This is a genomic window from Pseudoalteromonas fuliginea (assembly GCF_000690055.1).
Taxonomy (GTDB): Bacteria; Pseudomonadota; Gammaproteobacteria; order Enterobacterales; family Alteromonadaceae; genus Pseudoalteromonas; species Pseudoalteromonas fuliginea.
In genome coordinates this window covers 68,683-80,382 of record NZ_JJNZ01000026.1, presented here as the reverse complement: position 1 = coordinate 80,382, position 11,700 = coordinate 68,683, and the positions used below count along the sequence as shown (strand labels likewise).

Below are 11,700 nucleotides of genomic sequence, written 5' to 3'. Positions count from 1 at the left end.
TTTTACTGCCAGTATTGTATTAATCCCCATGAATAAAACCCACGTTATCGAACACCTTCGTTTTGCGCTAGAAGCGCAGCTTACAACAGCAAAAGTAGCGGCAAAAACCGCGCACGACACCGCCACACATGAAGAAAACATAGCCGAAAACAAATACGATACCCTAGGGCTTGAAGCCGCTTATTTAGCACAAGGCCAAGCCCAGCGCGTAAACGATTGCTATAAAAGTATAGAATTGTTTGAGCCTGCCTTTAACGAAAAACCAACCGACAAAATAGCTATCGGTTCGCTGGTGTGTTTAGAAGATGACAAAGCTGCTCAAAAATGGTTTTATTTAGGCCCCGCAGCTGGTGGGTTAACAGTAAATGTTAAACAACACGCAATTGCTGTTGTAACACCCGGCGCACCAATGGGTAAGCAGTTACTAAATAAACAGATTGATGATGAAATTACGTTAACAATTGCAGGTAAAGCCCACGAATACGTGGTGGTAGAGATTTTATAATAATTGAAAGCGTAGTTATAAAATACTTGTTGATAACAGTTTGTAATCAATTAAATCTATGAACAAGTTTGAGTTGTAGCTACTTTTTAATTATAAATTAGTGTGTTAAGTTGGGCTAAAAAATTAATAACTAAAAAAGAGAAAATTATGGGAAATGGATATTCAACGACTACTCATGTAGATTTCACATTGTTTGATGTAAAAAGGTGTGGATTATATAAAAAATGGGATGAACCACCATTAGCCCTTAGTGTAAAAGAACTGATAGAACAAATTAAGAAGTGGGGTATTATAAGTCAAAAACCCCTCATCGAAACAAGTGTTTATTCTAACGAGAAAATTTTATTACCTGCTTATTTGTGGGGAGTTGAAGAATGTCCTATAACAGGAAATTCTATCATAGCTTTATGGAATGAAATTGAAAACCACAAGGGAGCTATAAATTATGTGTCAGGGAGTAAGCCTGTTGGGACTGGTACTATTGATGCAACTAAAGCTAAAGCAGGACAAATTCCTGGGTTTATGAGTATTTTCTGGGTAATTCCATCAAGGAATATTATTGTTGCAATAAACACAGAAGATCATTCAAGTCTTGGTATCATTCAATTAAGAAAATACCTCAATGGATTTTTAAATGGCTTTTCAGAACAAATAATAAGAACATCAGCCGAAAATGGGGAACATACAGCTTTCACATTACAACAAAGGAATCTTAATTCACCAACTGATGCTAGGATACCTGATTCGAAATTGAAATCTAGTATACAAATACAACCCTTGAAGCTTAAAGGTGAGATCAAGTTTATAAAATCTAATGTCGTAAGTGTTCGTAAATTGATTCGTAAAGTGCGTGTTAGGATCAATCATAAGGAAGAGTATTGGCATGGGATAAAAGACAAAATTGGTTTCTTATTTCATAGTAACGAACCTACTGATAATAGAGAAATTAAGATCGAATACCCAACTACAATTAATGCTAAAGATGTTGATTTCTTTGTTAAGCAATATATAGATAATAGCTATTCGAATGCCTATGATGTAACATTTGTTTTCACTGGAGATATACCGAATAAATCTTTGAGCGGAATTAAAGCTGAAGAGAAGTTCCCTGGTTTGAAAATAAAGTACTCAACAGACAACACCCCCGTTTTGTTGGAGTTATTAACAGAATTAAATGCTAATTTTTTAAGTAAAGTTGATGGTATGTTATCGAAGAGGGCATAATGAAATATTTTATCTATGTTATTCATGTGATTATCACGATTGTTATTATAGCTTTATCGGTAGTTGTCAGTGAAGAGCTAGATAAATCGGAATACAATACCTTATATAATTCATTGATATCTATATCGGCAATAATTTTCGGAGTATTAGGAGCTTGGATCGCTTTATTAAAAAGTGATGCTGAAGTTAGAATTTTAGATATAAGAAATACAAGAGAGAAAAGGCAAGTTAGAGTAGATCAAATTAAGTCGTTGGTTAATCCGATGATGATTGCGTGTTTGATGATTTGTATCTGTATTATTTATAATGTATTTTCTTCGATAGTACCAAAATTCAGTTTCTATTTAGAATATAGTTATTTGTTTAAGTTTTTAGCTTTATCTTTATTTGGGATTCTATCATACTTACAAGTTGCTTCTCTTTTGAGAATAATAATAACTGGTGTAGATTCTGTAATAGGGCTGCAACAGTTAGCCGATGAAGTTTCTAGTAATGCGCAAAGATAGCGATATGAATAATAATTAGGATGACATATATGGCCGCTCCCTTGAAGTCAAGACGAGTTAGTGTATAAGCATCAAGATTGATGCCTTTATTTTATTATTATATATCTTATATAACAGAGAAATTAATTAGGATGACACCCATCCTGAAATTAATTAGGATGACACCCATCCTAATTACTACCGTCCAAAACGCCAATTGAAACAACACCAAACCAGCTTTTTATATTCTATGAAAAATACAGTAATCGATTGAACCAAAATAGGAACTTAGCTATGATTTGTCTATTAATAAAAACAAATTAAAAAACGAGTTAATCTACAGGCTCGTTAGCCTGAATTGAGGTTTTAATGAAATTATTTACCCTTTTGCTTGTTACTTTGATTTCATTCTCTGCTGTTTGTGATGAAATCAAAGAAGGGATTGACGTAAACCTTAAGTTATTAAATTGTCTTGATAATAAAATTCCAAATAGTCGCATTGAAGATCCAGAAGATAGGGATGCAAAGTCATTATTTCTTCTTCCTAGTGTCATAGAAAATACAATGGAAAATGATTCAAGCAATGCATCAAAAAAATTGTTTGCACTCTCTATGAAATATTGTGAAGAGGAAATACTATTTTTTAAAGAGTATTTTGAGAAACAGGCTAATCGGGTAGCCGGAGGTCTCTAACCTCCAGCCCCACACCACCCATCATGCGGGTCCGCAATGGGCGGTTCATCTCCCGTAGTGAATACCGATCCAAAAAAAATTAGAAAAAAAAATTAGGATGACACCCATCCTAATAAATAATTAGGATGACACCTATCCTAATTACCAACACAATAAACGCTTATTTTTACTCATAAATTAATTGTCGGATGGCATGGCTTTGCCATTTATCCAACCTACAGCTATGTTTTTATAGCGTAACGTGGTGTGTATTTCAATTTGTACAAAGGCATATAATGAGAAGTACCTAATAGTTTAAAAATGAGCAGGGTTGACGTTAGGTGCTCCCTTTTTAATTGATTTTAGTGGTTTTACAGCCTCGTTAGTTGTATTTCCCAAGTTGGCTACTCGGTGCTACTATAGTGATACATTTGTTTGGGGATTATTATGAGAGTAGAACTAGTAACAACATTGAAGCGTCAAGCAACGAAGATATTATCTGAACTTCATTCCTCTAAAGAACCTGTGTTGATAACTGAACATGGACAACCATCTGCATACTTAGTAGATGTTGATGATTATGAATTTATGCAAAAGCGTATGCAAATTCTTGAGTCTCTTGCAAAAGGAGAGCAGGCAATAAGTCGTGGTGAAACCATGTCGAATGCCGAAGCTAAAGATAAAATGAATAAATGGCTGAAATAATTTGGACTAATCCAGCTTCGGATGATCTTAACGATATTGCTGAATATATCGCATTAAGCAATTTGCAGTCAGCGAAAAAATTGGTTTCCAAAATATTTGAAAAAGTTGAACGTCTCGAACTCTTTCCTGAATCAGGTAAAAAACCAATTGAGTTAGCTAACCTAAATTATCTTGAACTGGTCGTGAATCCTTGTCGTATATTTTACAAAAAAGATAACGATAAAGTATATATTTTGCACGTAATGAGACAAGAGCGAGACTTACGAAAATTTTTGTTGTTAACGCAATATACAGCTAACAAGTAGGTAATCCCTGAGTGAAATTAGTATGACCCCCATACTAATTATTATAAAAAGCAATTATTAAAAAGCCATCCAAACATCTGTCAAAATTCCAACTTAACCAATATAAGAACTAAATTATGGTTTGTTTATTAAAAAAATTGCTACACACGCTCCATAAGTGTTTAACAAGTTAGGATGACACCCATCCAAATTACCAACACAATAAATACCTATCTTTATTCATAAATTAATTGTCGGATGGCATGGCTTCGCCATTTATCCGACCTACGTCAATGTTGTATATATCCTAAATTTACGCTTTATTTATCTAATACATATTAAATAATATAGTGGACATACAGTGCAATATCGTCGGAATTATGTAGAAGGAGGGTCATATTTTTTACTGTTAATTTGCTTGAGCGTAATAAATCGTTGTTAGTTGAGCATATTGATTTATTAAGAGAGTCTATCGCGTGTTAAATCCCAAAGGCCATTTTATACAGATGCATGGGTTGTGCTACCCGATCACCTTCATGCGGTTTTAACCTTGCCAGACAACGATACGGATTATTCTGGGCGCTGGCGAGAAATTAAAAAGCGATTTTCAAAATCACTCCCAAAAACAGAGTTTTTAACTCAAACAAGAAAACGTAAAAATGAGCGAGGAATTTGGCAACGCCGTTTTTGGGAACATACCATCAGGGATGATAATGATTATTGGTACCATGTTAACTATGTTCATTTTAATCCGCTAAAGCATGGTCTAGTTAGTCGAGTAGTTGATTGGCCTTATTCAAGTTTTCACAGAGCCGTAAAGCAAGGGATTTATACGAATAACTGGTGTGGCGAAAAGATATAAATTATTTGTAGGTCGGATAAGCGAAGCGCCATCCGACAAAGCCATAGCAACATAATACACTTTAGCTTTGTACAAAAGTTTGTTGTTGAATGAAATAACTTCGGCTTCTATTAAGCGTCGGATGGCATGGCTTCGCCATTTATTCGACCTACGAATTAGCTTTTTTCACAAACTTCGCTGTTACCATCATTTCGCCAATGCCTTCTACTTTACAAGCAAGTTCGTGATCTTTTTTTTCAAGTACTCTTCTAACTACCGCTTTGGTGCCAATTTTAATTACTTGCGAGCTGCCTTTAATTTTTAAATCTTTGGCTACTGTCACTTTGTCGCCATCACTTAGTACAGTGCCGTTGGCATCTTTAACTAAAATAGCGTCTTCATCGTTTATATTATTTGGATTCCACTCATGGGCGCACTCGGGGCAAATAAGCAGTTGTTGGTCTTCGTAAACATATTCACATTGGCATTTTGGGCAATCAGGCAGCGACATTTTTAAACTCTTATAAGGTGTTGTTTTGCGTATTTTAATCTGCGTTATTAGTTAATCAATATTTTTCATCTTCACGCTAAAAATATCTCGTTTGTGCGTTTTTAAAAAAGGGCATATAAAGCACATGTCGCTTAAGCAATTTAAGCGCTAACTCGTACAGTAGGTACCTGTTAAAGCACCCATCATATTAAGTGATTCGCGCAATGCCCACTTAGTACGATGGGTGTTTCTATTTATAATGCTTAGTATTTTACTAAGCATGCTTTTTATATTTTGACTTAACTAGGAAAAGTCGTGTTTAAAACCTTAATTGTGGTTGATAACAACGAGCAAACGCTTGCTCAATCGTTCGAAAATGTAATTACGTTTAATACTTATTTACGTGATTACCCAAAACAAAACGAACCCAAAACACGCATTATTAATCTGTGCGACTCAAGCCAATACTTGAGTAAAGGTTACTATTGCTCATTACTTGCAGAGGCGCGCAAGCACCAAGTTTTACCCAGTGTAAAAACCATAAATGCACTTCGAAGTGGTCAAGCTCCTATGTTAAATGTGGGTCAAATAGATGGCACAATTTACTTTGGTAATGCCCAAAACGATTTACAATCAAAAGCGGCAAAGTCGGTATTTAAGCAATATCCTGCGCCTATTTTATTTGTTGATGAACAGGGGTTACTACAACAAGGGTCTTTGTCGTCTTTAAATGAGCAGCAGTACAGCGACTTTGTAGCCAAGCTAGATAACTTTACTAAAACGCAGTGGCGAATTGGTGCGGTGCAACGTCGTTTTAGATGGGACATGGCAATACTTGTTGATCATAATGAAAAAGTACCACCGAGTGATAAAGACGCCATCGCACGCTTTATTAAAGCAGCGGCTAAACACGGTATTTATGCACAAGCATTAAGCTTTGACGAAATTGATAATATTGCCCAGTTTGATGCGTTATTTATTCGCCAAACTACAGCGATTGACCACCCAACGTATCGCCTTGCAAGCAAAGCGCAAAACCTTGGTTTAGTGGTTATTGACGATGCTGAGTCTATTTTACGTTGTTGTAATAAAGTGTATTTACACGATGCATTTAATTATCAAAAAGTGCCAAGTTTAAAAACGGTTGTAGTGGCTGATCAAGCAAATGAAACGCTTGAGCAATTAGAAGAAGCGTTTACGTATCCGCTTGTTTTAAAAATGCCTGAAGGGTCGTTCTCAAAAGGTGTGTTTAAAGTGTCAAACCGTGATGAGCTTGCCGCTAAGCTTACAGAGCTGTTTGAGTTTAGCGCATTAGTGCTTGCACAAGAGTACATGTATACCGAATACGATTGGCGAGTGGGTGTGTTAAATGGCCGTGCAATTTATGCATGCCGCTATTTAATGGCGCGTAACCATTGGCAAATTTATAACCACGACGCGAAACGTTTTTTCTCTGGTGGCTTTGAAACTCTGCCAACCTTTGAGTTACCAAAAGCGGTGTTAGATGCAGCATTAAAAGCATGTAAAACAGTGGGTAGGGGTTTATATGGCGTAGATGTTAAAGAGCATCAAGGCAAAGCATATGTACTTGAAGTAAACGACAACCCAAGTATTGATCACAAAGTAGAAGACGGCTACTTAGGCGACGAGCTATACATGATCATTATGGATGAGTTTAAACAACGCCTAGAAGCTCGAGGCCGTGGGTAATAACATGAGCAACCTTGTTATTCGAAAGGCGCTTAGCAGTGATTTAAATGCACTGATTGACGTTGAAAACGCCTGCTTTAATAACGATAAATTGAGCCCGCGCAGTTTAAAGCGCTGGCTAAGTGCTAAGCACGGTATTTTACTCGTTGCAGAAAGTGGCGAGCAAATATGCGGCTATGGGCTAGTGTGGTGCCATAAAGGCACGCGTTTAGCTCGTTTATATTCGCTTGCTGTAAAACCCACAATGCAAGGTAAGGGGATTGCAAAAGCACTGCTTACTAGTCTTGAAAAAGAAACGTGTGAGCGTGGGCGTATTTACCTTCGTTTAGAAGTGGCTGTAAATAACGAAGGTGCGATTGGGCTTTATAAAAGCTTAGGCTACAGAGTGTTTGGTCAATATAGCGATTATTACGACGACCACAGTGACGCACTACGAATGCAAAAAAACATTCGACAAACAAGTGAGTTAAAAGTGGCGCGTTTAACGCCGTGGTATCAGCAAACAACTGAGTTTACGTGCGGACCTGCTGCGCTATTAATGGCAATGGGCGCACTTGAGCCAACTACTGAGCTTAGCCAATCACATGAGTTAGCACTTTGGCGTGAAGGTACCACCATTTTTATGACATCGGGTCATGGTGGTTGCCATCCATTTGGTTTGGCACTTGCCGCTCATAAGCGTGGTTTTAAAAGCGAAGTAATGGTTAATACCACAGAGCCTTTGTTTTTAGATGGCGTACGCAACGAAAACAAAAAGGTGGTACTTGCCACAGTGCATCAGCAATTTGTAGATGGTATTGCACAAGCAAATATACCGCTTACGTATAAAGATGTAGAGCTTGAGCATATTGAGCAGTGGTTAAGTAAAGGCTTTAGTGTGCTGTTATTAATTAGTACATACAGTTTTGATGGTAAAAAATCGCCACACTGGGTGTGTGTTACGCACCTTGATGAGCACTGCGTGTATGTTCACGACCCATTTTGTGAGCCCGGTAACGATAAACAGCTCGCAATAGATTGCCAATATGTACCTATTGCACGAAGTGATTTTAGTAAAATGTCAGCGTTTGGTAGCCAACGTTTAAGAACGGCGGTGGCTATAGCTAATAAAATATAAGGTTAACAGTGACTTTTTTAGATTTAATTGATGTAGCCCCGTATTCGTGGGCAGCTATTGGTACTGCGGCTTTTTGTGGTGCTATTATTGGAATAGAGCGCCAATTGCGTGGTAAACCTGTAGGAATTCGTACATCAGCCCTAATAACGCTGGGCACGTATTTGTTTTTATCCACTGCGTTTAATTTACAGGGGGATGTAATTGATCATTCTCGTGTAGTGGGGCAAATAATTACAGGTATTGGCTTTTTAGGGGCTGGCGTTATGCTCGCAAAAGATGGTGCGGTAGTTGGCGTTACATCAGCTGCAACCATCTGGGTGCTTGCATCAATAGGCGTTATGATAGCGACCGAAAACCTTGGCGCTGCAATAAAACTCTCGGTGCTGGTGGTCGGTATTTTATACGGTGTAGACGTACTCGAAGCTAAATTTAAAAGCTTAAGCAAAGGCGTACACACTAAAGTAAAAAACTATCAAAAACGTTACTATCGAAAAGAATTTAACGAATCAGAACGCCACTAAAAGTGGCGTTTTTTAGTGCTATTGAAATAGTTACTAGCCAAACAACTTTCTCCTAACTACTTTTCTGTAGCCACTGGGTGTTTGGCTTAATACTTTTTTAAACACGCGTGTTAAATGCCCTTGGTCATTATATCCAACTTCTAAAGCCACTTCTTGAATTGATAAATTTGATGATGCTAATAACTCTTTTGCGCCTTCTACACGTAGTTGTTGCCAATACTCAATTGGGCTTTGGTTAGTAGCGGCTCTAAAACGGCGGGTAAAAGTACGATAGCTTAAGCTAAATTGGGCAGCGACTTCTTGCAGGTTTAACTCGGTGGCTAAATTGGTTTTCAGCCAAAACTGAATTTGCGCAATTAGCTCATCGGGGTGGCGATCTACTGCACCTTCTAAGTAGCGTTGATCTTCATAGGGTTTACGTATTTCGTGCGAAAAGTTTCGCTCTACATGTTGAGCGGCGGCTTTTGTGTAGTACTGGCTAATAATATGCACGATCACATCGGCAAGGGCATTAAGGCTTGCTACGGTATACATGCGCTCTGACTGGGTTATAAAAAAGTCGGGCTTTAGGTGCACCTGCGGGTAGTCATGGCTAAATTGTTTGGCGTAATGCCAATGGGTGGTAGCAGGGTGGCCATCAAGTAAGCCTGCCTCAGCTAGTAAGCAGTTGCCAGTGCCTACACCAATTATATGGCTGCCTGCGCTAAAGCTCTCGCTTAGCCAATCAACTACCTCTTGATTTGTACGTACCACAGGGCGCGGATTTCGCCAAATACCCGGCACTATAATTAAATCGCTGTAGGGCGCGTTAGTTGTTATGCAATCAGGATTTACAGCTAGGCCTGCGCGGGTGGGTATAGATTCAGCACTTTTAGCCACTAAATTTATAGCAAGTGGCCTAAAGCTTTGCTTATCAAGATGCCCTTTAGCAAAGGCCTCGCCGGCTCTTAGCATTTCTATAGGCAGCGTTAAACTAGTCACTAACAAATGCGGATATACCGCTATAGCAATGTTTAGTGGTGGATTAGTGTGTTTATCAGTCATATAAATGCTCCGACCAGTATCTTTTGGCCTTTTGTGCTGAATATTTGGCTATTAAAGCACAATGTGTGGTTCATAATCCATTTAAACTGCTTCTTCTCCTTATAACACGTTTCTAAAAGGTAAATTATGACAGCATTACCCGTTATAGTAGGCATGGGTGGCATTAACGCCGCTGGCCGTACTTCTTTTCATCAAGGTTATCGCCGTATCGTGTTAGATAGTTTAAATGCTCAAGATCGCAGTGAAACATTTTTAGGCCTCGCCACACTGATGAATCTAGTAAGCGTTGTAAACGGCCAATTACAAGATACACAAGGTTATAATGTTGAGCAAAGCGACATAGAAGCACGCTTTGGTGAGCAAATTATTGCTGGTACACTTATTCGTAAAATTGAAAAAGAACACTTCGATGCCGATGCCACACCGTGGCAGCAAAAAATGACACTAACCGCATCAAGCGATAACGCAATTGTGTTTGAAACGCGTGCTCGCGACTTACCTGCACCTGTTCCAGCTAGCTGGCAAGTTGAAGAGCTTGAAGGCAAAAAAGTTAAAGTAACTATTGCAGCCGACTTAGACGTAAAGCACGACTCAACACGCGATAACCCAATTAAATCTGCTGGGCAATTTCCGACTGGGTTTGATCCATCAGTTATGTATAACAGCCGCTATCAGCCTCGTGGTTTGCAAGCCACTATTTTTGCAGCTACTGACGCGATTAAATCAACTGGGCTTGATTGGCAGCATATTATGAATAGCGTAGAGCCAGATAAAATTGGTACCTATTCAGCATCGGTAATTGGCCAAATGGACGACAAAGGCCTAGGCGGTTTAGTAAAGGCGCGCCAACAAGGCGACCGTGTTAGCACTAAGCAGTTAGCACTGGGCTTAAATACAATGTCTACCGATTTTATTAATGCCTATGTTACGGGCAATGTAGGGACTACGTTTTCGACCTCGGGCGCATGTGCAACGTTTTTATATAATTTACGTGCAGCGGTTAATGACATACAGGCAGGGCGTACACGCGTTGCGGTTGTCGCAAGTGTTGAGTGTGCTATTACACCAGAAGTTGTAGAAGGCTTTGGTAACATGAGTGCACTTGCTAATGTTGAAGGGCTGCGTCGTTTAGATAACTTATCAAATGATGAGGAACCAGATTACCGTAATAGCAGCCGCCCATTTGGCGATAACTGTGGCTTTACATTAGGTGAAGGCGCGCAAGTTGCTATTTTAATGGATGATGCTTTAGCCCTTGAGTTGGGCGCTGATATTATGGGCAGCGTACCGGATGTGTTTGTAAATGCAGATGGCGTTAAAAAGTCGATTACATCACCTGGACCTGGTAACTATATTACAATGGCAAAATCAGCCGCACTTGCTAGCAGCTTATTAGGTAAAGAAGCACTGCAAGAACGTAGCTTTATTTTAGCCCATGGTTCTAGTACACCGCAAAACCGTGTAACAGAGTCTTTGATTTATCACAAAGTAGCGCAAACGTTTGCTATTGATAACTGGAAAGTAACAGCGCCAAAAGCGTATGTTGGCCATACTATTGCACCTGCAAGTGGTGACCAGTTAGCGATTGCGTTAGGCATATTTAGTCATAATATTATGCCGGGTATTACCACAATTGATAAAGTGGCTGATGATGTTTATAGCGACCATCTTGATATTCGTAATAGCCATTACGAGTGCGCTGATATGGATATTGCTTTTATAAATTCAAAAGGCTTTGGCGGAAACAATGCAACAGCGACTGTACTTTCTGAAAAAGTAACAATGCAGATGCTTGCTAAGCGCCATGGCGATGATGTTATGACTAGTTACACACAGAAAAATAGTGTGGTTAGCGCTTCGCAGAAAACGTATCAAACGCAAGCAGATTTAGGCCAGTACGAGCTTATTTATCGCTTTGGCGACGGACTTATTGACGACAACGACATTGTAATAGACGAGCAAAGTATTCAGTTACCAGGCTTTGAAAAAGCAATTACGTTTAGCACAACAAACTCCTATCAAGATATGTTTTAAGCACACATACTTGTTAGCAAGGCGCTTTTTAAGCGCCTTTTTTAATACCTCAAAATATATTTATCTAT

The 11,700-nt window shown here is 38.7% G+C and carries 13 protein-coding genes; 11 read left to right on the top strand and 2 right to left on the bottom strand.

Going from position 1 to position 11,700, the window contains the following annotated elements; translation table 11 throughout:
• The first annotated feature begins 28 nt into the window (after positions 1-28).
• The 7 genes from DC53_RS11540 to DC53_RS0120505 all read left to right on the top strand — a co-directional run bounded on the left by DC53_RS11540 (position 29) and on the right by DC53_RS0120505 (position 4,737).
• Positions 29-505 carry a GreA/GreB family elongation factor gene (locus DC53_RS11540; protein WP_033029439.1) on the top strand — a complete coding sequence of 159 codons (477 nt, stop codon included), beginning with the start codon at positions 29-31 and terminating at the stop codon, positions 503-505.
• Positions 506-652: 147 nt separating this feature from the next.
• Positions 653-1,729, top strand: coding sequence for a hypothetical protein (locus DC53_RS11545; protein WP_033029438.1), 1,077 nt, complete (start codon positions 653-655; stop codon positions 1,727-1,729).
• Positions 1,729-2,235 (top strand): hypothetical protein, encoded by a 507-nt coding sequence (locus DC53_RS11550; RefSeq protein WP_033029437.1) that lies wholly within the window; start codon positions 1,729-1,731, stop codon positions 2,233-2,235. The genes DC53_RS11545 and DC53_RS11550 overlap by 1 nt, the downstream gene beginning before the upstream one ends.
• A 348-nt stretch (positions 2,236-2,583) precedes the next feature.
• Positions 2,584-2,907: a hypothetical protein gene (locus DC53_RS11555; RefSeq protein WP_033029436.1), complete on the top strand. Its 324-nt coding sequence runs from the start codon at positions 2,584-2,586 to the stop codon at positions 2,905-2,907.
• Between the two features lie 426 nt (positions 2,908-3,333).
• Positions 3,334-3,591 (top strand): type II toxin-antitoxin system Phd/YefM family antitoxin, encoded by a 258-nt coding sequence (locus DC53_RS11560; RefSeq protein ID WP_033029435.1) that lies wholly within the window; start codon positions 3,334-3,336, stop codon positions 3,589-3,591.
• Positions 3,579-3,896 (top strand): type II toxin-antitoxin system RelE/ParE family toxin, encoded by a 318-nt coding sequence (locus DC53_RS11565; RefSeq protein WP_033029434.1) that lies wholly within the window; start codon positions 3,579-3,581, stop codon positions 3,894-3,896. Before DC53_RS11560 ends, DC53_RS11565 begins: the two co-directional genes overlap by 13 nt.
• A gap of 496 nt (positions 3,897-4,392) precedes the next feature.
• Positions 4,393-4,737: an REP-associated tyrosine transposase gene (locus tag DC53_RS0120505; protein ID WP_239462838.1), complete on the top strand. Its 345-nt coding sequence runs from the start codon at positions 4,393-4,395 to the stop codon at positions 4,735-4,737.
• 148 nt (positions 4,738-4,885) lie between these two features.
• Here the strand turns inward: DC53_RS0120505 and DC53_RS11570 are convergent, their stop codons facing one another.
• Positions 4,886-5,227, bottom strand: a complete 342-nt coding sequence (locus tag DC53_RS11570) for a zinc ribbon domain-containing protein YjdM (RefSeq protein WP_033029433.1) — start codon at positions 5,225-5,227, stop codon at positions 4,886-4,888.
• A 294-nt stretch (positions 5,228-5,521) separates the two neighbouring features.
• Here DC53_RS11570 and DC53_RS11575 point away from each other — a divergent pair, with 294 nt between their 5' ends.
• Genes DC53_RS11575 through DC53_RS11585 form a run of 3 tightly spaced genes read left to right on the top strand, consistent with a single transcriptional unit; the run spans position 5,522 to position 8,554 of the window.
• On the top strand, positions 5,522-6,916 hold the full coding sequence (locus tag DC53_RS11575; protein WP_033029432.1) for a RimK family ATP-grasp domain-containing protein: 1,395 nt from the start codon (positions 5,522-5,524) through the stop codon (positions 6,914-6,916).
• Positions 6,917-6,920: 4 nt separating this feature from the next.
• Positions 6,921-8,033, top strand: coding sequence for a GNAT family N-acetyltransferase/peptidase C39 family protein (locus DC53_RS11580; protein WP_033029514.1), 1,113 nt, complete (start codon positions 6,921-6,923; stop codon positions 8,031-8,033).
• An 8-nt stretch (positions 8,034-8,041) separates the two neighbouring features.
• Positions 8,042-8,554: an MgtC/SapB family protein gene (locus DC53_RS11585; protein WP_002960746.1), complete on the top strand. Its 513-nt coding sequence runs from the start codon at positions 8,042-8,044 to the stop codon at positions 8,552-8,554.
• 33 nt (positions 8,555-8,587) lie between these two features.
• Here DC53_RS11585 and DC53_RS11590 read toward each other — a convergent pair whose 3' ends face one another.
• Positions 8,588-9,598: a GlxA family transcriptional regulator gene (locus tag DC53_RS11590; protein ID WP_033029431.1), complete on the bottom strand. Its 1,011-nt coding sequence runs from the start codon at positions 9,596-9,598 to the stop codon at positions 8,588-8,590.
• A 126-nt stretch (positions 9,599-9,724) separates the two neighbouring features.
• Between DC53_RS11590 and DC53_RS11595 the strand changes: the two genes are divergently transcribed.
• Positions 9,725-11,632: a beta-ketoacyl synthase gene (locus DC53_RS11595; protein WP_033029430.1), complete on the top strand. Its 1,908-nt coding sequence runs from the start codon at positions 9,725-9,727 to the stop codon at positions 11,630-11,632.
• Positions 11,633-11,700: the final 68 nt, after the last annotated feature.

Coding starts and splice junctions, on each gene's coding strand:
- DC53_RS11540 (WP_033029439.1), top strand. CDS start 29: ATGAATAAAACCCACGTTATCGAACACCTTCGTTTTGCGCTAGAAGCG.
- DC53_RS11545 (WP_033029438.1), top strand. CDS start 653: ATGGGAAATGGATATTCAACGACTACTCATGTAGATTTCACATTGTTT.
- DC53_RS11550 (WP_033029437.1), top strand. CDS start 1,729: ATGAAATATTTTATCTATGTTATTCATGTGATTATCACGATTGTTATT.
- DC53_RS11555 (WP_033029436.1), top strand. CDS start 2,584: ATGAAATTATTTACCCTTTTGCTTGTTACTTTGATTTCATTCTCTGCT.
- DC53_RS11560 (WP_033029435.1), top strand. CDS start 3,334: ATGAGAGTAGAACTAGTAACAACATTGAAGCGTCAAGCAACGAAGATA.
- DC53_RS11565 (WP_033029434.1), top strand. CDS start 3,579: ATGGCTGAAATAATTTGGACTAATCCAGCTTCGGATGATCTTAACGAT.
- DC53_RS11570 (WP_033029433.1), bottom strand. CDS start 5,227: ATGTCGCTGCCTGATTGCCCAAAATGCCAATGTGAATATGTTTACGAA.
- DC53_RS11580 (WP_033029514.1), top strand. CDS start 6,921: ATGAGCAACCTTGTTATTCGAAAGGCGCTTAGCAGTGATTTAAATGCA.
- DC53_RS11590 (WP_033029431.1), bottom strand. CDS start 9,598: ATGACTGATAAACACACTAATCCACCACTAAACATTGCTATAGCGGTA.
- DC53_RS11595 (WP_033029430.1), top strand. CDS start 9,725: ATGACAGCATTACCCGTTATAGTAGGCATGGGTGGCATTAACGCCGCT.